The organism is Actinopolymorpha sp. B17G11 (assembly GCF_040196095.1).
GTDB lineage: Bacteria > Actinomycetota > Actinomycetes > Propionibacteriales > Actinopolymorphaceae > Thermasporomyces.
On the sequence record NZ_JBEFTW010000005.1, the window covers coordinates 37,504 to 58,079 of the forward strand.

Here is a 20,576-nt window from a genome sequence, read left to right on the forward strand (position 1 = left end):
GCTGGCTGGGCCCAACCACCCGGCCAGGCAGCGGCCTACTGCTTGAGCGCTCCCGCCGCGAGGTCGGACAGGAACTGCCGGGCGCCGAGGAAGAACACGATGATCAACGGGATCACTGCGAGCAGCGCGCCGGCCATCACCATGCTGTAGTCGGTCTGGTAGAGCCCGAACAGCTGCGACAGCGCCACCTGCAGCGTGATCTTCTCCGGGTCGATCAGCACGATCAACGGCCAGAAGTAGTCGTTCCACGCGTTGATGAACGTGAAGATCCCGAGGAAGGCCATCGCCGGCCGCAGCAGGGGCACCGCCACATGCCAGTACTGACGGAGGAAACTGCACCCGTCGATCCGTGCCGCGTCGAGCAGATCGGACGGAATGGCGCCCTGCGCATACTGCCGCAACAAGAAGATGCCGAACGCGTTCACCGCCCCTGGCACGATCAACGCCTGCAGTGTCCCGACCCAGCCGAGGTTCGCCATGATGACGAACGACGGCACCGTCGACAGCTGCGACGGGATCATGAACGTCGCCAGCAGGAAGACGAACAGCACGTTCTTGGCCGGAAACTCGAACTTCGCGAAGGCGAACGCCGCGAGCGAGTCGAAGAACAACACCAGGATCGTCGTCGCCACCGCGACGATGAGGGTGTTGAGCGTTGACCCCCAGATGTCGATGCTGTCGAGCAGGTTGCGGATGTTCTCCAGCAGGTTTCCGCCGGGCAGGAGCTTCGGCGGATAGCTGAAGATCTCCGTCGTCGTCCGGCTCGCCATCACGAACATCCAGTAGAACGGGAAGATCGAGATGGCGACGCCCAGGATCAGCAGCACATGCGTGACGACGGACTTGAACCATTGCGAGGTCTGCGCGTTCATGCGCGTGCCCCTCTCCGCAGGCTGCGGGTGCCGGCACCCTGGACGAGCCGCCAGTTGATGAGCGAGAAGATGATCATGATGACGAACAACGCCCACCCGATCGCTGCGCCGTAGCCGAACTGGTTGAGGATGAACGCCTGCTGGTACAGGTAGAGCACCATCGTCTGGCCCTCGTTACCGACGCCACCCTCGTTGCCGACCAGCACCTGCGGTTCGGTGAAGAGCTGCATACCGCCGATGGTCGAGGTGATGACGGTGAAGAGGATGATCGGCCGCAGCAGCGGGATGGTGATCCGGAAGAACACCTGGAACCAGCTGGCGCCGTCGACCCGTGCGGCTTCGTACAACTCGGTCGGAATCGCCTGCAGGCCGGCGAGATAGATGATCGCGTTGTAACCGGTCCAGCGCCAGATCACCATCGCGGCGATGGCGAACTTGATGCCCCACGGGGTGTTCAGCCACTCGACGGTGCCGAGACCGACACTCTGCAGGAACGCGTTGATGAGGCCGAACTCGTTGGAGAAGATCGACCCGAAGATGATGGCGATGGCGACGATCGACGTGACGTTCGGAATGAAGTACGCGATGCGGTAGCCGCTACGCCCGCGGATCTGCTGGTTCAGCATGAAGGCGATGACCAACGCCAACGCCAGCATCGGAATCGTCGAGATGATCCAGATCTGGAACGTGTTGACGATCGACTTCCAGAAGATCGGGTCCGACAGCATGAACTCGTACTGCGCGAGCCCGACGAAGCGCATGTCACCGATGCCGTCCCAGTTCTGGAACGACAGGTAGAACGAGAAGATGATCGGGAAGAGTCCGAAGATCGCGAAGAGGATGTAGAACGGCGAGATCGCGAGATACAGCGAGAGGTATTCGCTGCGCTTGCGGCCGGCTGCCGCTCGGAGGGCGGATCCTGGCGCCGACTCCGGCGGTGCGGCAAGAGGTGTCGTCGTCATGTCAGATCAACCCCAGGTGCGAAAGTTGCCGGTCGACCTCGTTGAGTGCGTCCCGCCACGCCCGGTCGGGGTCCTTGCCCGCGCTCCAGACAAGCGCGAGCTCGTCGGTGAACGCCGGGTTGATGACGTTGTCGTACGGGCTGAGGTAGACCGGTTTGACTTCCTTGGCCGCGGTGGCGAAGACGTCATTGATGATCTGCCCGCCGTAGAACTCGTCCTTCTGCTGGGCCCGCTCGTCCTCGAGCGCGGACGCCGCGGCCGGATACAGCTGCATCTCGTTGAGGCCGTAGACCAGTTGGTTCTCCGGTGACTGGAGCCAGGAGATGACCTCCCACGCGGCCTCGGGATCGCGGCACGAACTCGTGATGCCCAGGAAGGACCCGCCGTGGTTGCCAGCACCGCCGGGCGCGCGGCAGACCCGCCACTTGCCTGACGTGTCGCCGGCCGAGTCCTTGAGGACCTGGGCCATCCACACGGCGCCGACGAACGTCGCGATCCGGCCGGTGGTCATGCCGGCGTTCCAGTCCGGCGTCCAGTCGTCGGCGTTGGCCGCGAGCTTCCGTTGGTAGGCGTCGACGGCGAGGTCCCAGGGGCCCTTGATCTGGGGGCCGTCTCCGATGAAGTTGTTCTTCTCGTCGAGGTAGCGGGTTGCCTGCTGGGCCACGGCCTGGAAGTAGACCCGGTCGACGATGTTCGGAACCATCTTGGTCTTCGGCAGAGCCTCGGTCAGTGTCGTACCGGCCTCGAGGTAGGCCTCCCACGTGTCGAGCTCCGCCGCCACGTCGTCAGGCTCGGTGGGCAGGCCCGCCTGTTCGAAGATGTCGGGTCGGTAGAAGAGGGCCGTCGGGCCGGTGTCCATCGGGAAGCCGATCAGCCTGCCGTCCGGCGTCACACCGCGCTGCCACTTCCAGTCGAGGTACTGCGACTCGACGTCCTTGGCGCCGAGTTCGTACAGGTCGATGAACTGGTCGGCGTCCGGGAAGTACGTCGCAACGTCCTCGTTGAGCCCGGTGATGTCGGGGATGTACGCCTGGCCGGCGAGGCTGGTGAGCAGCTTCGCCTTGAAGTCGCCGCCGATCTTCTGCTGGGTGAGCGGGACCCCGGTCTCGTCGGGCGCCATGTCGAGCAGCTTGTCGCTGATCGACCGGTCCCAGTACCACAGACTCAGCGTGCCCTCAGGCGTCAGATAGTTGCCTCGACCGCAACCGGAGGTGCCGAGCAGGGCGGTGCCGACGAGTCCAGAGGCCGCCGCAAGGAACGCGCGCCGGCTGTGCGTCATGGGTTCACCTCGTTTCAGTCGCGCTTCGAGTGGTTGAAGAAGCAGTGGGAGCCGGCACGGGGGCACGAACGGGCCTCAGCGCACACGGCTGTCCCGCCTCGCAGACCGGATTGCGGTCATCGAAGCGTTTCCGCAGCGTAGAGCGTGCGTCAGAGACGCGGAAGAATGCTTGCCACTTCCGGACTCGTCCATGGAGCCGGAAGGTCGCGGTCGTGGCTCAGGACATCGACGGTGTCACGCACCGTGCGCCATTCGGGGCGCCGGCTGGCTGGAATGGCTGTCAGTGGGATGCGGTAGGGCGTTCTCCGGAACGCCGCGGAGGCAGTTCGCGCTGTGCATAACGGCCGACACGGTACGTCGCAACCCCGTCGACGACCGCGCCCACGCCCCCGCCGACGAGCGGGACCCGACGGGTCACGCTGAGCCCGAGGCGTTTGCCGCCGATCTGCGCTGTGAGAGCCGTACCCAGTTCCGCGGCCACCCGGGCATCAAGCCCGGGATCGGGGACCGGCGCCGTGGCGATACCCAATGGAGTCGTCGGCAGGGTGCCCTTGCGGAGAAGCTCCTCCGCCGCTTCCTCGCCGAGCATGCAGGCGATGACGGCGGTGCGTACACGGGAATCGGACAGGTCATAGCCCCGCACGTGGGCGATCGCGGCGACCATGCGGGCCTGCAGGATGGCGAGGCCGGTGATGTTGGCGGGAAGCGTGAGCGCCATGACGACGAAGCCGCCGAGGCTCGTCACGAAGCCCTGCGCGCCGGCGAGGCGTACGTGCTGTTCGACGATTGCGTTGGCCGCGCGCGTGGCGTCGCCGTCAGCCTTGCTCAGCTGGCGGTCGCCGACCGCGACCGCACCGGGGAATCCGCTTCGTCCGTCGATCGCGGCGTCCAGGATCGTACGAAAGAAGCCGGTGGCCGCACGCGGGGTCATCTGCCGGGCGACGGGCGCGAGGCTCCGGGCAACCATCTTGCTGACGCTCATGGTGTGCCTGCGTTCATGGTCCACCTGTCCCATCCCGTGGCCGCTGCGGTCGTGCCGGCCGGGCCGGTGGCGCAGAGCCGCGAACCCGCATCTGATGCGGGGATCTGTCGCGAACTCTACGTCCTCCCGCCCCGATCCGGGCCCCCTCGCTCCCGTGATCATGAGTGTGATCATGAAGCTTCTTCGGCGAATACGGCCCCATTTCCTTCAGGATCATGGCGGCCCTGGAGCGCACTGGCCGGCTCCTGGACTGAGAGATTGCCAGGCCGATGGTTCGTAGGTACATTACTCAAGTAATGAACCCCTGAACCTCTGATAGTGAGAGGCGGAGACGGTGCCGGAGGTGAATGTGCTCGACGAGGGAAGCCCGCTGTTCGTGCAGATCGCCGAGCAGATCGCCGACGACATCGCCGAGGGAAACCTGGCTGAGGGGGAACGTGTGCCATCGACCAACGAGCTTGCGGCCTACTACCGGATCAACCCCGCCACCGCGGCCAAGGGCATCAACGTCCTGATCGACGACGGGCTGCTGGAGAAGCGCCGCGGCATCGGAATGTTCGTCGCCCCCGGCGCCCGTGAGCGGCTCGTCACCGAGCGCCGGAAGAGGTTCGCCGAGCTGTACATCGACCGGATGCTCATCGAAGCCAGGCGCCTCGGCATCGACGACGACACCCTGGTCTCGATGGTCCGGGACGCGAGCAACAGCCGCGGCGCCAGCACGAGCACCGGCGCCAGCACGACCACGGGCGCCAGCACGACCACGGGCGCCAGCAGTAGCCACAGCGCCAGCAGCAGCGACAGCGCCAGCCACACCACCGGAGGCGGCACAGCATGACACCGACGATCTCCGCGGTTGGCCTGACCCGCAGGTACCGCGACCAGACCGCGCTCGACGATGTCACCGTCGATGTCGAAGCGGGCGCGATCACCGGACTACTCGGTCGCAACGGCGCCGGCAAGAGCACGTTCATGCGCCTCGTCACCGGCCAGGAGTTCGCCACCGGTGGATCCGTGCGCGTCTTCGGCGAGGATCCGATGGAGAACGACCGGGTGCTGCGCCGGATGGTCTTCGTCCGCGAGGACCAGGTGTTCCCCGACCTCAAGGTGCGCCAGGCCGTCCAGGCAGCTTCGTGGTTCTACCCGAACTGGGACGCCGAGTTCGCCGAGACGCTGCTGCGCGACTTCGACCTGCCTCCCAACCGGGGGGTCTGCAAGCTCTCCCGCGGCATGCGTTCGGCTCTGTCCATCGTGATCGGGCTCGCCGCGCGCGCGGAGCTGACCCTTCTCGACGAGCCGTACGCCGGACTCGACGCGGTGGCACGCCAGCTGTTCTACGACCGTCTACTCGCCGATTACGCGCAACATCCCCGGACGATCCTGCTGTCCACCCACCTGATCGACGAGGTGGCGGACCTCCTGGAGCACGTCGTCATGATCGACAAGGGCCGGATCGTGCTGGCCGCCGCAACCGACGACGTACGCGGCAGCGCGGTCACGGTCAGTGGCCCAGGCACCGCCGTCGAGCACTTCGTCGCCGGCAGGCGCGTCCTGCACCGCAGGGGCATCGGGTCGCGGGTCTCGGTCACGGTCGCCGATCCACTCGACGCGGCCGACCGGGCGCGGGCGAGCACCCTGCACCTGAAGCTGGAACCGCTCTCACTGCAACAGCTGATGGTGCACACGACAGGCGACGAGTCGGCTGAGGAGCCAAGAAAGAGGGCAACGGCATGAGCACGCTGACCAAGGTCGCCCGCTACCACCTGATGGACCGGCTGCAGTACGTCATCCTGCCTTGTGGTGTGACCGCATTCGCATTCCTGGTGAACCTCGTCATCTTCACGATGGTCCCGACGCCTGCAGGCGGTGCGTTCACCGGCGGACTGTCGACCCTGCTGGCCCTGCTGTTCTTTCCCGGTGCGCGGAGTGTCACGCGGCTGCTGCCGTTCGGCTTCGCGTTGGGGCTGAGCCGCCGCTCCTACTATCTGGGCACCCTTGCGTTCTTCGGGGCGCTCGCCGCCGTCTACGCGCTGGGTGTCACGGTCCTGCAGGGGGTCGAAGGCGCCACCGGAGGCTGGGGTGTGTCCATGCACTTCTTCCGGATCCCGTGGATTCTCGACGGACCGTGGTACCTGACCTGGCTGACGTCGTACGTCGTGCTGACGCTGGTGTTCGTCTACGGCATGTGGTTCGGGCTGATCTACCGGCGCTGGAACCAGGCCGGCGTGGTGATCTTCACCGCTGCGCAGGTTGCCGTGCTGGTTGTCGCCGCGCTTGCCATCACGTGGCTTGATGGCTGGTCCGGAGTCGGCGGCTTCTTCGCGACCTCGAGTGCCCTCGGTCTGACGGGAGTGCTGGTCCTCGCCACGGCTGCACTTGCGTTCGGCGGGTTCACCACCATGCGGCGGGTCACGGTCTGAGGCCAGCGCGCCGCGCATCCAGCACCATCGCATCCCAGCACCATGCGGCGGGTCACGGTCTGACGCCGCCGCCGCGCACGTCCACCACCAACAGGAAGCATCACCACCACCCCAAGCCGCCACTGGTGGCTGCCCTGGGCGGAATCCGGGCCGAGGAGAGGAACGTAGGACATCTGATGGCGGGCGCGGTTCTCATCCAGCTGCTCGTCGTGGGTAGCGGTGCCTTCCTGCCGGTCCCTCTGCTCGTCGTCTCCGCGCTGATCGCCTGGGGACGGTGGAGCAGTACGCGTCAGCTGTGGGCGCTGGTCACCTCCCGGTGATCATGATCCTGATCATGAGGGTTTTCGGGGCGTATAGACCGATTTTCCTTCATGATCACCGCCCGGCGCACCGAGCGCCGATGGGTGGAACAACTGACGTCGGGCCGCCATCCTCCGGGCGGGAGGTGGCGGCAGGATGGTCCCGTGCCGACCGAGCTACCGCCCACCCGCTGGGAGTTTCCGTCGCCTGAGGTCGCGGGCACCGGGGACCTCATCGGTCAGGGCGCCGACCTCGAGCCTGCGACCATCCTCGCTGCGTACCGCCAGGGCATCTTCCCGATGCCGGTCCGGCGGTCTGGTGCGATGACCTGGTGGTCGCCGGCGCAGCGGGGGATCCTTCCGCTGGACGGTCTTGCGGTGTCGCGGTCGCTGCGGCGTTCGTGCCGGCGGTACGTGATCCGGATCAACACAGTCTTCGACGAGGTGGTCGCGGCGTGCGCGGATCCGGGCCGGCCCGGCGGGTGGATCTCGCCGGAGATCATCCGGGCGTACGAACGACTGCACCAGCTCGGCTGGGCTCATTCCGTGGAGGCGTGGACGCCGGAGGGGCAGCTGGCGGGCGGACTGTACGGGCTCGCGATCGGCGGCTTCTTCGGCGGGGAGTCGATGTTCCACCGGCAGACGGACGCGTCGAAGGTCGCCCTCGTGGGCCTGGTGGAGCTCCTGGCCGCGGGCGGGGATGCAGAACGGCGGCTGCTCGACCTGCAGTGGCGTACGCCCCACCTCGCGTCCTTGGGGGCCGTCGAGGTACCCAGGGCGACCTACCTCGAGTTGCTCGACCAGTCGCTCAAGCTTCCCCCGCCGCCGGCGTTCGGCGGGCCAAGCGACCGTGATCATGACCGTGATCATGAGGGTTTTCGGGGCGTGTAGGGGCCTTGGCCGTGATCAAGTACGGGAAACCGGTCGTCTCACCCCGGCCAGATCCCCGGTTTCCCACGCATGATCACGAGACGTCGGCCCCGACGACTGCAAGCAGGCCATTTCGCCGCGTACGTCGGGTCGGTCTTCGTCAGCACCGAGGAGCCGGGCGGGGCGGCCGGTCGCGTCCGTCCTACGCGTTGTCCGCCGACCCGGCCTGCTCCGGCACCTGAGGGCGCGCCGCCGAGGAGGGAAACAGGTCCGAGGCCCTGGCGAGAGCCTCGATCAGGATCGGCACCTCGCGACCCTCGAGCCGGAACGAGACCACGCATATCGCCTCGCGCCAGATCGACAGTACGACGGTGCCGTCATGGCTGGACTGCTCGTACCAGCTGACCCGCAGCGAGCGTTCGTCACCCCTGGCATCGAGGAAGACCTCGCCGTTGACCGGCGGTGCGGTGACGTCGGACATGCTTCGATCCTCCCTCGCGGGCAAGGGAGTTGCGGCGGCGTACGACCGGCTATGCGCGGCCTGTCCGGATATCGCCGGACCTCTGCGTGGGTCGGGTCAGGACTTCTGAGCGAGCGCCCCATCCCCCAGGGACGGGGTCGCTTCGAGCGCCGGAGTAGGACTGCGCCGCGCCTGGACAGGTACGGGCCGCGTATTTGCTGACCTGGAGCCCCTCCGGGCCGGCCGCGGCGGAGGAAGGAGTGGTCGGTCAGCGCCCAGGTCGCCCAGGGGCGTCGCATCTCGACCCGCGAATACCGCGAATACCGCGAATACCTCCCGCAATACCTACCGCGAATACCGACAAAACGGGATCACCGCATCTGTTCCGCCGCCCGGGTCGGCAACCGCTCCATCCACGAGGTGTCGGAGACCCGCGCCCGCGCGACATGCGTACGAACGGACTCGTTCATCCAGACCACTTGTGCGACAGGGGAAGATGGGCACATGCCTGAGCTGCCAGAGGTGGAGGCGCTCGCCGAATTCCTCCGCGAGGAGGCGGTCGGCCGAGCCGTGACGCGCGTGGACGTCGTGGCGATCAGCGCGCTCAAGACGTTCCAGCCGCCGATCGACGCGCTTGTCGGGCGGACGATCGCGAGCGTGGGTCGGCACGGGAAGTTCCTCGACCTGACGATGCGCCAGGACGGCGCCGAGGACATGCACTTCGTCACGCACCTGGCTCGCGCGGGCTGGCTGCGGTGGAGCACATCGTTGTCGGAGATGCCCGTCCGGCCGCGTGGGCGTAACAACCCGCTCGCACTGCGGGTGCATCTGGGCGACGGCGTGGGCTTCACCCTCACCGAGGCCGGTACGCAGAAGCGCCTCGCCTGCTACGTCGTCGCGAGGTCCGCCGACGTTCCCGGCGTCGCCAAGCTCGGACCCGATCCGCTCGGCGACGACTTCACCCCTGAGCGGCTCGGCGAGATCCTGGCCGCCGCGGGTCGATCGCAGCTCAAGGGCGTCCTCACCGAACAGGGCCGGATCGCGGGGATCGGCAACGCCTACTCCGACGAGATCCTGCACGCGGCGCGGTTCTCGCCGTTCAAGCCGGCGAGTGGGTTGACCGACGCCGAACGCAGGACGCTGTACGACGCGATCCAGTCGGTGCTCACCGACGCCGCCGAACGCTCCCGTGGCCTCGCCGCGAAGGAGCTCAAGTCGGAGAAGAAGACCAACCTCGCCGTGCACGGGCGCACCGGCGAGGCGTGCCCCGTGTGCGGCGACACCGTACGCGAGGTGTCGTTCGCGGACTCGAGCCTGCAGTACTGCCCCACGTGCCAGACCGGCGGCAAACCACTCGCCGACCGTCGCCTCTCCCGCCTGCTCAAGTAGCGCCGCAAACCCCCGGGCACCCGCGTGCCAATGACCACGTTGAGCATGCCTGCGGAAGCCCGACGAGGCACCGACGCATGGCCGGGGTACCACAGGCATGCTTAGCGTGGTCGTTTACGGCAAGCCCTCACAATGTGTCAGGAGAGCCTCATTCCCACGCGCGGCACCTCGCGGAGGAGCGCCGGGCGAACAGCGACTAAAGGGTCGCTCGGCTCGGCGATGGTCGCGCTCACAGCCGCCCGCCTGCTGTCAGTCGCCGCGGTGTTCCTCGCCGGGGTGGTCGCGGCCCGACTGCTCGACCCGTCCGCGCTCGGTGTCGCCGGCGTCGGCCTGACGGTCGGGTGGGCGGTCGCGATCGTCGCCAACGGTGGTCTCAACATCGCGGCCATCTACTTCCTCGGGCGGCGGCCGGACTCACGCGGAGCGGTGGTGGCGTACGTCCTCGCGCTCACGTTGGGCGCCGTGCTCGCCGCGGTGCTGCTGACGGGGGCCGCGGCACCCGTCGTGGGCGCGGTCGTCCTGGAGCGGCAGGCACCGCTGCTGTTCGTCGCGGCCGCACTCCTGGCGGTGGCCACCCTCGGGTACGAAGTCGCGGGCGCCTTGCTGCTCGGGCTCGAACGCCGCCGGTCCTACGTCTTCGCGGATGCCCTCCGCAGCGCCGCGACGCTCGGCATCACGGTCCTGCTGCTGGTCCTGTTCGTGCGTACCGCCGAGGGTTACCTTCTCGCGACCGTGCTCGGTGCGGCGGTGGCGGCGGCGGTCGCGTTGTGGGGCGTACGCCGGGCGGTGGGTTCGCTGCGGCCCCGGTTCGACGCGGCGTTCTCCCGGGAGGCGATGCGGCTGGGACTGGCGGGCCAGCTGGGCAATGTGTTGACGTTCCTCAACCTGCGCCTTGACCTGCTGCTCGTGCCCGCACTGCTGCGGCTCGATCTGGCCGGCATCTACTTCGTGGCCACGCGGGTCGCCGATGTGGTCGGCCAGGCGTCCACGGCCGCCGCCTCGATGCTCTTCCCCCACGTCGCCGGCCAGCCGGACCGGCGCGCCACCGCGGTCACCGAACGGACGAGCCGGTTGACGTTGCTGGCGACGGTCGCCGCTGCGCTCGTCCTGGCGGGTGGGGCGTCGCTGCTGCTCGGGTGGGTATTCGGTCCGGCGTACCGGCAAGGAACCTCCGCGCTGCTCATCCTGCTGGTCGGCATGGTGCCGCTGGCCATGGCGCGGGTGCTCGCGGCGGACCTGAAGGGACGCGGCCGGCCGGGCCTGGTGTCGGTCGGCAGCGGTGTGGGGGCGGCGTTGACAGTCATCACGGACCTGCTGCTGATCCCGGTGTGGGGGATCGAGGGAGCAGCCGTCGCGTCGGTCGTGGCGTACGGCGGAACCGCTGTCGTCCTGCTCGCCTGCTACCGGAGAGTGACAGGTGGGCGGCTGCTGATGCTGGTACCTCGGCCGGGTGATCTCGGCGACCTGGTGCGACTGCTGCGACTGGTGCGCGCACGGGTGCCGCATCGCCGGGTCGGCGGCGCAGGAGCGACGCGATGAGGGCGCGGTTTGCGCTCGCGTGCCTGCTCGCCGTCGCGCTGGCCGTACCGGCGCTCGTGGTCCGGGTAGCGGCCGAACAGCGGTCCGGCAGCGTGGCGATCGCCGTCACCGACTCGACCGTGGCGGGCGCGGGAACGGCAGAGTCGGTCGTACGACGGTTGCGAAGCGCGGGCATCAGCCACGTCGTCGTCGGGATGCGGCCGTTGCGCGACTACCGGGGGGACGGGTCCGTCATCCCCGTCGCACGGGGTGCCTCTTCGATCCCGGTGCGCCTCGCCGGCGACGGTCCCGCGGTGGTGTTTCGCGGTCGTGTGGGCGATCCGGACGGTGCCTTCGGACGGGTCGTCACCGCGCTGCGTGCACAGTTCGGCTCCCGGGTCACGACAGCCGAAGCCACCCCCAGTCCAGGGCGGTCGGGCAATGGCGGGCCGGGCAATGGCGGGCCGGGCACTGGCGAGTCCGGTACTGGCGGGTCAAGCGTTGACGGGGCGGCGAACGAGGAGGGCTCGCCGAGCGAGGGTGCCGCGGTGCCGTTCGTACGTATCGACGGCGTAGCGAAGCTGGCGGACCTCGACGAGGTACCGGTGGGTTACGACCTTGCCCGCGTCCGGGCTCTGGACGCGGCCGGGATCGGGATCGTGCTCGCTCTCCCTGCCCGGATCGCGCGCGGTCGCGGCTGGCTGGAACGCGAGATCGACCGCGCCCGGACGGTGGCGGACATCGAGCCGGATGAGGCGACCGACACCTGGACGGCGCTGGTGCTCAGCTCGCCGCCGTTCCCGTCGTTGGCTGGTGAGCGGGCGGCGTTCAGCAGGTTCCTCGCCGGGCGCGGGTTCACGCTGGCGTTCCCCGACTTCGGGGAGTTGCCTGGCGCGCCGTCGTACGCGGGGCAGCTGTCCGGACGGATCGTCCGCGGCCACGTCGTCGATGTGCGGCCAGGAGACGATCCCCGTGCCCTGGTGGCGCGTGGGAGTCGTGCGGTGAAGGAGCGGACGGTACGCCTGCTCGTGCTGCGCTCGGCTCTCGCCGAGCCTGACGCTGGAAGGCGGACGGATGCGGTGACCGCACTCGCGGCGAACCTCCGCCGGGACCTGCCGGATTGGACTCGGCCGAGTTCGACGTCGTCGGGTTCGGTGCCGTCGGGTTCGATTCCGTCGGGTTCGGTGCCGTCGGGTTCGGTGCCGTCGGGACCGCCGACCGCAATGCCGGCGGTCGATCCCGGTCCTGTGGTCTCCGTGGCGTCCCTGCTGGCCGCACTGGTGATCCTGGCGGCAGCGGGCGGATGGATCGTCCGTACGCCGATGCGTTTGCCGGCGGGGCGTCTCGGGCAGCGGGTGCGGCGCGGCGTGGAGGGAGGCTGGCCGGTCACCGCCGTCGGAGTCGGCCTGGCCGGCGGGGTGGGAGTGGCGGCGTTGATCGTGGACTCCCTGCCGCTGTGGCAGCTGGTGACGCTGGCGGTAGCAATCGCCGGAGCATCGCTCGCGGTCCTCGTTGTCGTGGGATCGCCGGTCGCGGAGCTTGTGGGATCGCCGGTCGCGGAACCCGCGCGGGAATCATCGAGCGGCCTGATCGTCCGGTCGTACCTGCTCGGGGTGGGGATCGCACTCGCGACCGGTCTGGTGGTGGCCGCGCTCGGGAGCCGCACGGAGTTCCTGACCGGCATCGTCCCCTTCCTGGGTGTCAAGGCTCTGCTGATCGCCCCGCCCGTCGTCGTCGGGCTGGTCACCTTCGCGTCGACCTGGACTCCGGGAAGCCTTGGGTGGAGGCGGTGGGTGGGTGGGGTGCGGCCGCTGCAGCTCGTCGGCGGCGCGGTGGTCCTCGTCGGTGTGGCCTACTACCTCGTCCGTTCCGGCAACTCCGGGCTCGCGTCGGCGGCGGAACTGTGGCTTCGGGACGCCCTGGACGAGACGTTGTACGTACGACCCCGTTTCAAGGAAGCTCTGCTCGGCTTCCCGGCGATGGTGCTCGCAGTCGCCTGGTCGTGCGGCGGCCTCGGCGGCAGGCGTACCGGCTGGGTCGTGTGCTGGTCGGTCGTCGCCGGGATCGGTACGGCGTCGATGGTCGACACGTTCGCCCACTTCCACACGCCGCTGGCGTTGTCGCTCCTGCGCTCCGCGTACTCCCTCGTGATCGGCCTCGCCCTCGGACTCGTGGCCACCTGGCTGGTACGTCGCGTGACGCGTCGGTCGCCGGTGAGGGAGAAGCTGCGATGAGACTGCTGCTCCTCGGGTACTTCGGTTTCGGCAACGCTGGCGACGAGGCCATCCTGGAGGCCGAGGTGGCGGCTTTGCGGGACACGCTCGGCGCCGACACGGAGTTCGTCGTCGTGTCGGGCGATCCGGCGTACACCGTCTCCACCCACGGGTTGCCGGCGATCTCCCGGACGGATGCCACCGGCGTGGTCCGCGCCCTGCGCACCTGCGATGCCCTCGTAGCCGGTGGTGGCAGTCTCCTGCAGGACGTCACGAGCGCTCGCCCGGTACCGTTCTACGCCGGCCTGATGCTGATGGCGCGGGCGCTGCGCAAACCGGTCTTCGTGTACGCACAGGGGCTGGGACCGCTCCACCTTCCTGTCAACCGGCTCTTGACAGCGGCGGCGTTGAAGTCCGCGACCTATGTGGCACTGCGCGACCACGACTCCCTGATCCTTGCCGAACGGTTGGGCGTACGCGGAGCCGAGCCCGCCGCCGACCCCGTCCTCGGCCTGGACCATTCCGCACCCGGCGCTGACCCGTCCGGTCTCGCGGTTTCGCTCCGCCCGTGGAGAGGGTCCGCGACCTGGCTACCGGTCATCCGGTCGGCCCTGGCCACGCTGGCCCGCGACGTCCACGTCGCCCTGGTGCCGTATCACGCGCGTCAGGATGTGGTGCTGGCCCGCGAGCTCTCCGCCGACCTCGGTGGCCTGCGAGTGGTCGAACCTGACCAGGGTCACCGGGCCGCCGTGGAGGCGGTCGCGGGTGCGCGGTCCGTCCTCGGGATGCGGCTGCACGCATTACTCGTCGCCGCGGCCGCGGGCCGTCCGTTCGTCGCGTTGTCGTACGACCCGAAGGTCACCGCGTTCGCCGCCCAGGTGGGTCAACCCGTCGCGGCCACCCTGCCAGGCCCGATCGACCAGGCCGCCCTGGTGACGTCCGTACGCAAGGCACTCGAGGACAGTCCTGACCGGCTCTACCTCGACCACATAGCAGCCCTTCGTACCACCGCGACCCGACCATCCGACGCGATCGCCCGCCACTTCCGGGAGAGATAGATGTGGCGCGGCACGGCGGGCAGGTGTCGAAAGCATCCATGGTCCGCGGCGATGACGGCGTAACCGACACCTGCCCGCGCACGCGCCGGCTGACCGCTCGTCGTAGGGCTGGGGCGGTTCGTCCACCTTGTCCCCGTACGCTCTGCACCGGCGCGGACCACGCGGAGGCCGACGGGCCACCACATCCGTGGACCTTCGGCGCACACAGGTTGCGTTCGCGCTTATCGTGACTACAACGGGCAAGCAGCCGAGAACAGTAGGGTCATGACAGAGCCGAACGAACCTCCCACACCGCTGACCCGGATGCGCTTCTCCTGGCAGCGAGGTTCCGGGCGTCCGAGCGACTCGGACGAGCGGTCGACCGCGCCGCCCGTTCCCGGCTCCCTCGCAGGTCAGGACGACGACGCGCAGGACGACGACGGGCCACGGTACGACGAGGGGGCGCAGTACGAAGGGCAGGAGCACCCTCCCGGCGACGTTCCTGCGTACTGGGAAGACGACCCCGCTCCACCCGCATCCGGATCCGCTGCTCCGTCGTCCCCGGCACCGGCACCGGCACCGGCCACCAGGATTCCGCCATCCTCACATCCAGCTCCGGGAACCGGCGGTCAGCCGTCGACGATCCCGCCAGCACCCCAGACCACGCCCGGGCCCCGGCCCGCATTCACCCCGCCACCGATGGTCCAGGGGGCCGTTCCGAGTGCGACGGCGACGTCCACATCCTCCACGCGGACCCGACGGCAGACGCGGACCCAGGCGCGGACCCAGACGCAGACCCAGACGCAGACCACGAGCGCGACCAGCCGGTCGGAGACCACCAGGCCGCCGACCCGGGCCGCCACCAGCGCAACGACGCGGACGCGCACCGGGCGCGCGGGTGGCGGCAGTGCCGGCAGAGCGCGCGGCGGGTTCGACGTCCCGCCTCCGGGTGGTCGGTTCTCCGGCGGTCGTGGCGCGCACTCCGCTGTCAAGGTGACGGTCATCCTGTGCGCCTGCCTGGTCGCGACCGGCATCGTCGGCTACATGGCGTTCTCTCTGGGCGTTTCCACCATGCGGGCGAACACCTACCGGCTCAGCGAGGCCGACATCGCCCGCTACCGGCTGACCGACTTCCCGCTCGAGCAGGCCGGCCGCTTCGCCGCCGACTACGCCCGCATCTGCCTCACCCACGACGCGACCCCCGGCGCAGCGGACCAGCGCGAGGCACAGCTCGCCCGCTACGTGTCGGCCGGCACCGACCCGACGTGCGGCTGGAACGGCGAAGGCACCCAGACCGTCTCCGACGCCAGCTGGACCGGTGAGTCCGAGCCCATCGACATCGGGGGGTACGCCGGCAAGGCACGCATGATGACGGTCAGGGTCCTCACCACCACCGGCAGCCGGGTCGTCACGGTGCCGGTCTACGTCGCGGACCTCCAGTCCGGTGACGGGATGCGCATCGTCGGCGACGTCGGCGAGATGCCGCAGCCGACGCTGGCCGACGCACCCGAGCCCGACGAACCCGCCGACGTCGACGCCGGCCTCGGCGACGCCCTGGTGCAGGGCGAGTTCTTCCAGCAGTTCTTCGCCGCGTGGGGCGACTCCAACGGCCCGGCGCTGCAGCGGTTCATGACACCGGACGCCACCAGCCGGACCTCCAGCGGCCTCGGGGGCACCTCGACCCAACCGTCGATCCAGGAGGCGCGCGTCTTCCTGCCCGAGGGCGCCGACCAGTCCGACGGGACGTACGCATGGAAGACCGGCGAAGTCGCCGAGGCCTGGATCTGGGTCAGCTGGCGTACCCCCGGCGCCGGAGAGAGCACCGTCGAGACCCGTGCGTACCGTCTCCAGCTCGTCAAGACCACCCAGGCGACGAGCCCGAGCCAGGAATGGGCCGTGCGGGACATCCGCGGCGGCGTTCCGGACGTGAAGGGCGGCTGACCTGTGCCGACACCACATTCGTACGCGCGGCGACTGTCCCGTGCCGCCGCTGGCCGTCAGGAGCGACCCGCGCGGGACATCGGTTTCAGCCACGAACCGGCGGCCGGTTTCACTACAGTGCAGGCGCTCCGTGCTGGCGGCACCTCCGGCGGACCAGCGTGGAGAAGCGGGCGTCGACAACACCGAGTTGCACGAAGCATCGTCCCAGGAAACAGGGGAGGTAGACCGTGACGGGCGAGCAACAGATCGTCGCATCGGGCGGGTCGCAACTCGACGCGCTCTTCCAGCGGATCGAGGGCATGCTTGCCGGCGTCGCCGTGGGCGCGCTCACGGTGGCGATCATCATCATCGGGTTCAAGATCATGTTCGCGATCCGCAACGGCGACAATGTACGGATGGCGATCCAGAACATGGGCGTCGTGGCGTTCGCCGCACTCCTCATCGGGGGTGCGTCCGGGATCGCCGCGCTGCTCAACGCCGTGGGCAAGCAGATCGGCGGTTGAGACGCTGTACCGGTGCGAACTGTACGGATCCGTGCTCGAGGCCGAGCAGTTCCGGTCCGGCGTGGTCGACCGTCGACCTGTGGGAGGTTCGTCGCCTTCTAGACCGACGAACCTCCAACAAGTCGTCCACCGGCCGAAGTCCGACCCAACGGGGCACGTGAGGGGGCGGTAGCAAGGTGGCCGAGTCCTCCGGGCAGTACGTCGCGTTCGACCACACCGACCTCGAACGCCGGCGCAAGAAGCTGTGGAACCTTGCTGACGGCGTACCTCTCACGCTGATCGGCGGCATCGACCTGCGTGCGCTCGTCGTCGCCGGCGTGCTGTTCCTCGCGCTTCTCGGCGGTGTGATGGCACTGGCGCCCGTCGTCCCGGTTCTTGCGTTCGACGTCTGGTCGATTCTCGGCAGCCTCTCGATCGCGGCACTCGTCTACGTCCTGTGGCCGCGACGCTGGCGCAACGGCCTGACGACCGAGCAGAACCTCCTGGTGGCGGCCGACTACCTCTTCCTGCAGCCACGGCGGATCCACGGGCTCGCCGAGGACGTGGAGCCGGACGTGGTGCACTGGCGGGTGATCCTCTGGCATCCGCTCCACCCACGTTGGTACGGGAAGCTGGCAGAAGCGCGACGCGCGCGGTGGTCCCGGCTGATTCGTCCGTACGCCTCTGCCGGCGACGGTGCCGGCGACGTCGACGGTGCCGGCGACCTTGCGGCCGCTGGCTCCCGCACCGCGGCTGGCGGCCATGGGTCTGCGGCCGACCGTACCGACGGGAGGACGCTCGCATGAACCCCCTCTACCTTCTTCCCCTGCTCGCGCTCGTCGTCATCGGCATCGGCGCGGTCCTCATCTTCGTCTTCAACGTCGGCGGCAGCGACGACAAGCCCGCGAAGCAGCAGAAGGCCCGCGAGCCCCGAACCGAGCGTGAACGCCTGCCCTACCGCTACGGCGACGACGTCATCTTCTGCTGGGGCAGATCGGTCTGGACCGGCTTCTTCGTCACGACGACGACGGACGAGCACATCACCACCGACGAGTTGGTGCCCGAGGCGCTGAAGCTGCCCAACCTGCTGCACCAGATCGCCCGTGAGTTCCACCGACCGCAGTTCCAGGTCATGCTGGTGCCGCGCCACCCGGATCTCACCGGCTGGGTCGCCGACGTGAGCGAGCGCGCGTGGCATCCCACACACAACTACGTGAAGCTCATCGACCGTGAGGCCGAGCGGGCGTTGACCCAGGGCCGGATCGGCGCGCAGTACGACGTCCTCTTCCTGATGCGGGTCGGTCAGCTCGGCGACAGCCGCGGCCCCGGTTCGGCAGCGGTGACCGCGATCGCGGACCAGGCGACCGGCGTGCACGACGAGTACCTCGATCCGGCCGTGGTCGCCGAATGGCATGAACGTGCTGACGAGGTGTACGCCGTCGCCGTCGACTCCGGCGTCGAGGTCCAGCCGATGCTTCGGCGCGATCTTGTCCGGGTCATTCGTACCTGCCTGTTCGGGCATCTCGCCCTTCCGGACGACGGCACCGCGGTCGACCGGCGGCCGTGGGGCGCCCACGAGTTCGAGCTGGCCGCTGACTTCCGGGCGCCCAACCACAAGAGCCGGCTCGAGGTCAGCGTCATCGACGACGACACCGGCGAGGACCAGACCACCTATCTGACCACGCTGGTGGCGACCGGGTGGCCGGACGCGATCCGGTTCGCGAAGACGCGGGCGTGGGGGCGGATCCTCAAGCGGCTGGAGTTTCCGGTCGTCGTGTCGTGGCGCGGGTTGTTGCTGCCGCCGGAGGAGTTCCGGGGACGCGGCAAGAAGATCCGCGACAACCTCGAGGACGAAGCCCGCGACATGGACCGGGCGAGCGCGCGGATCGACTCGCTCCTCGTCGACCAGGTCGAGCGCGCCAACACACTGGTCGACGAGCAGGACAGCAAGCCGTTCCCCGGCATGGAGTCCCAGCTGCTGCTCACGCTGTCGGCACCGACACCGGAGGAGCTGGAGAACCGCCGCAAGCGGCTCGAGCGCCTCTTCGCCAAGACGCTGGACGCCACGGTGCTCAGGCCGAAACGGTTGCAGTACCGGCTGCTGTACAACGTGCTTCCCGGTGACGGGGACAAGTCGCCGATCGGGCGGATCGCACCGTTCCGGCGGCTGCAGGAGTTGGACCAGCTGGGTGTCGCGTTGCTGACGACGGCGACGCAGGTGGGTGACCGGGCGGTGGTCGGGCGCGACGGGATCGCCAAGGGCTGGCAGGGGATGCTGGTCGGTCGTACGCGCGACGGCCACTACCCCGTCCACTACTCCGCGCATTCGGCGATCGCCCGCGAGAACGGCGCCGGGGTGGTCGTCGTGGGCGCGTCGGGCGGCGGCAAGACAACGCTCGCGCTCAAGGTGTTCCACTACGAGTCCGAGGCCGGCGTCCGGTGCGTCTTCATCGACCCGAAGATCGACGCGGCCCGGATGGCGTACTACCTCGCCTTCGGGTCGCAGGTGCTCGACGCGGAGTTCATGCGGCACGCGGCGGAAGGGTGCCTCGGCGAGGGCGGTTGTCCGTTCCAGCCGGTCAATCCGTCGTACTGGCGAGACACGGAGATCATCGACCCGCTGCGTGGGCGGGCCGGCAACCTCGACCCACTGCTCACCTCGGCCACCGTGACCGAGGGACGCATGCACGCGCAGGCGATGCTGGAGATCTTCCTCGGCGACCAGGCGTGGAACCGGATCAGCGGCTACGTCGTGGAGGCGTTCTCCCATGTCGTGAACGAGTACGACCGGCAGGTGGCGGCCTTTCGTACCGCCCATCCGGACGCCACTCGCGACGACGTCGAGCGGGCGGTCGCGCGGCCGACCACGTGGCACACGTTGCAGCTCGTGGTGGACGAGTTCGAACGGGTGAAGGGCGCCGGCGTCGCCGACACCGAGGTGCGGGACCTGCGCTTCGCGGCGGCCGTGCTGGAGGACCTGCGGAAGAATCCGTACGCCCGGGTGGCGTTCGCGCGTGAGCCCACGGTCGCCGTCGACGACAGCGGCAAGCGACGCACGATCATCACGCTGCGCGGCCTTCCACGCGCGCACGGCACCAGCTCGTCGGCCAACATCGCGCGCGGCATCATCTACCTCGTCACCAGGCTCGGTTTCCAGATGCTGGAGGAGACCACCGAACGCGATCCGGTCAAGGGGTGGCGGCCGCAGATGCTGTTCGTCGACGAGGCCTACAGCGTGGCGAGCACCGGCGAAGGACGGGACCTGATCAGCTTCGTGCTCAAGCAGGGCAGGGCCTTCAACATCGGCGTCGTCCTCATCACCCAGCAGGCTGGCGACCTGGCGCGGATCGAGTCCGAGGACGTCGACGCGAAGGCGGCCGGCACCAACCAGATCCACACGGTGTTCGCGTTCCGGCACCACTCCGACGCCGACGCCGCCCAGACACTGCCGCTGTTGAACCGGGCGACCAACGACCGGCCGATGATCGAGACGCTGAAATCCCTGCGGGACGGCGAATGCGTGATGCGCGACGTCGACTCCGAACTCGCGAGTGTCGAGGTCGACCGAGCGTTCTTCGAGTTCGCGGCGGCGATCCAGTCCAACCCGCACCTCGAGTCGCGGTTCAAGGCCGTGGACCCGTCGCCGGATGTCGACGACTGGCGGGTGGTCGAGGAAGCGGCGCAGCTCATCGGCGTCGGAGGTCTGGGCGCGGCGGGAGGCGGCGCGCCGCCGGTCGCCGCCGGGCCGGACATCGACGGTCCTGCTGCGTACGACGACAACGGTGGTGACGGCGGGAGCCGATCGGTCAGCGCGGACGAAGGGATCTCCGTGTGAGGCGCCCCCTGCTCCCGCGC

The 20,576-nt window shown here is 69.0% G+C and carries 19 protein-coding genes; 13 read left to right on the top strand and 6 right to left on the bottom strand.

The window, feature by feature from the left end; all coding sequences use genetic code 11:
* Window positions 1–35: 35 nt before the first annotated feature.
* The 4 genes from ABN028_RS07420 to ABN028_RS07435 form a co-directional block, all read right to left on the bottom strand.
* Window positions 36–872, bottom strand: coding sequence for a carbohydrate ABC transporter permease (locus ABN028_RS07420; RefSeq protein ID WP_349696069.1), 837 nt, complete (start codon window positions 870–872; stop codon window positions 36–38).
* Entirely contained in the window at window positions 869–1,834 is a 966-nt protein-coding gene (locus tag ABN028_RS07425; RefSeq protein WP_349328437.1) for a carbohydrate ABC transporter permease, read from the bottom strand. The genes ABN028_RS07420 and ABN028_RS07425 overlap by 4 nt, the downstream gene beginning before the upstream one ends.
* A 1-nt stretch (window position 1,835) precedes the next feature.
* Window positions 1,836–3,113, bottom strand: coding sequence for an extracellular solute-binding protein (locus tag ABN028_RS07430; protein WP_349328436.1), 1,278 nt, complete (start codon window positions 3,111–3,113; stop codon window positions 1,836–1,838).
* 280 nt (window positions 3,114–3,393) lie between these two features.
* Entirely contained in the window at window positions 3,394–4,095 is a 702-nt protein-coding gene (locus ABN028_RS07435; RefSeq protein ID WP_349696070.1) for a hypothetical protein, read from the bottom strand.
* 334 nt (window positions 4,096–4,429) lie between these two features.
* On the opposite strand from ABN028_RS07435, the gene ABN028_RS07440 reads away from it, so the two are divergent.
* The 5 genes from ABN028_RS07440 to aat all read left to right on the top strand — a co-directional run bounded on the left by ABN028_RS07440 (window position 4,430) and on the right by aat (window position 7,702).
* Complete coding sequence (locus tag ABN028_RS07440; RefSeq protein WP_349696071.1) at window positions 4,430–4,930, top strand: GntR family transcriptional regulator; 501 nt, start codon at window positions 4,430–4,432, stop codon at window positions 4,928–4,930.
* Window positions 4,927–5,826, top strand: a complete 900-nt coding sequence (locus tag ABN028_RS07445) for an ABC transporter ATP-binding protein (protein ID WP_349696072.1) — start codon at window positions 4,927–4,929, stop codon at window positions 5,824–5,826. Before ABN028_RS07440 ends, ABN028_RS07445 begins: the two co-directional genes overlap by 4 nt.
* A complete protein-coding gene (locus ABN028_RS07450; protein WP_349328431.1) occupies window positions 5,823–6,512 on the top strand; it encodes a hypothetical protein in 690 nt (229 codons plus the stop codon). Before ABN028_RS07445 ends, ABN028_RS07450 begins: the two co-directional genes overlap by 4 nt.
* Before the next feature lie 176 nt (window positions 6,513–6,688).
* Window positions 6,689–6,832, top strand: coding sequence for a hypothetical protein (locus ABN028_RS07455; protein ID WP_349696073.1), 144 nt, complete (start codon window positions 6,689–6,691; stop codon window positions 6,830–6,832).
* 144 nt (window positions 6,833–6,976) lie between these two features.
* Window positions 6,977–7,702 (top strand): leucyl/phenylalanyl-tRNA--protein transferase, encoded by a 726-nt coding sequence (gene aat, locus ABN028_RS07460; RefSeq protein WP_349696074.1) that lies wholly within the window; start codon window positions 6,977–6,979, stop codon window positions 7,700–7,702.
* Between the two features lie 181 nt (window positions 7,703–7,883).
* Here aat and ABN028_RS07465 read toward each other — a convergent pair whose 3' ends face one another.
* Entirely contained in the window at window positions 7,884–8,162 is a 279-nt protein-coding gene (locus tag ABN028_RS07465; RefSeq protein WP_349328427.1) for a hypothetical protein, read from the bottom strand.
* Window positions 8,163–8,645: 483 nt separating this feature from the next.
* Between ABN028_RS07465 and ABN028_RS07470 the strand changes: the two genes are divergently transcribed.
* The 4 genes from ABN028_RS07470 (at window position 8,646) to csaB (ending at window position 14,319) form a co-directional block, all read left to right on the top strand.
* Window positions 8,646–9,530 carry an Fpg/Nei family DNA glycosylase gene (locus ABN028_RS07470; protein WP_349696075.1) on the top strand — a complete coding sequence of 295 codons (885 nt, stop codon included), beginning with the start codon at window positions 8,646–8,648 and terminating at the stop codon, window positions 9,528–9,530.
* 219 nt (window positions 9,531–9,749) lie between these two features.
* The gene (locus tag ABN028_RS07475; RefSeq protein ID WP_349328425.1) at window positions 9,750–11,069 is read left to right on the top strand and encodes a lipopolysaccharide biosynthesis protein; all 1,320 of its coding nucleotides are present in this window, start codon (window positions 9,750–9,752) and stop codon (window positions 11,067–11,069) included.
* A complete protein-coding gene (locus ABN028_RS07480; protein ID WP_349696076.1) occupies window positions 11,066–13,282 on the top strand; it encodes a DUF5693 family protein in 2,217 nt (738 codons plus the stop codon). Before ABN028_RS07475 ends, ABN028_RS07480 begins: the two co-directional genes overlap by 4 nt.
* Window positions 13,279–14,319: a polysaccharide pyruvyl transferase CsaB gene (gene csaB, locus ABN028_RS07485; protein WP_349696077.1), complete on the top strand. Its 1,041-nt coding sequence runs from the start codon at window positions 13,279–13,281 to the stop codon at window positions 14,317–14,319. Before ABN028_RS07480 ends, csaB begins: the two co-directional genes overlap by 4 nt.
* Before the next feature lie 608 nt (window positions 14,320–14,927).
* Here csaB and ABN028_RS07490 read toward each other — a convergent pair.
* On the bottom strand, window positions 14,928–15,302 hold the full coding sequence (locus ABN028_RS07490; protein WP_349328421.1) for a hypothetical protein: 375 nt from the start codon (window positions 15,300–15,302) through the stop codon (window positions 14,928–14,930).
* On the opposite strand from ABN028_RS07490, the gene ABN028_RS07495 reads away from it, so the two are divergent.
* From ABN028_RS07495 to ABN028_RS07510, 4 genes are all read left to right on the top strand, one after another.
* The gene (locus ABN028_RS07495; RefSeq protein WP_349696078.1) at window positions 15,292–16,239 is read left to right on the top strand and encodes a conjugal transfer protein; all 948 of its coding nucleotides are present in this window, start codon (window positions 15,292–15,294) and stop codon (window positions 16,237–16,239) included. The genes ABN028_RS07490 and ABN028_RS07495 overlap by 11 nt on opposite strands.
* 227 nt (window positions 16,240–16,466) lie before the next feature.
* Window positions 16,467–16,742 (top strand): TrbC/VirB2 family protein, encoded by a 276-nt coding sequence (locus ABN028_RS07500; protein WP_349696079.1) that lies wholly within the window; start codon window positions 16,467–16,469, stop codon window positions 16,740–16,742.
* A gap of 176 nt (window positions 16,743–16,918) precedes the next feature.
* Window positions 16,919–17,527 (top strand): hypothetical protein, encoded by a 609-nt coding sequence (locus ABN028_RS07505; protein ID WP_349696080.1) that lies wholly within the window; start codon window positions 16,919–16,921, stop codon window positions 17,525–17,527.
* A complete protein-coding gene (locus ABN028_RS07510; protein ID WP_349696081.1) occupies window positions 17,524–20,556 on the top strand; it encodes an ATP-binding protein in 3,033 nt (1,010 codons plus the stop codon). The genes ABN028_RS07505 and ABN028_RS07510 overlap by 4 nt, the downstream gene beginning before the upstream one ends.
* Window positions 20,557–20,576: the final 20 nt, after the last annotated feature.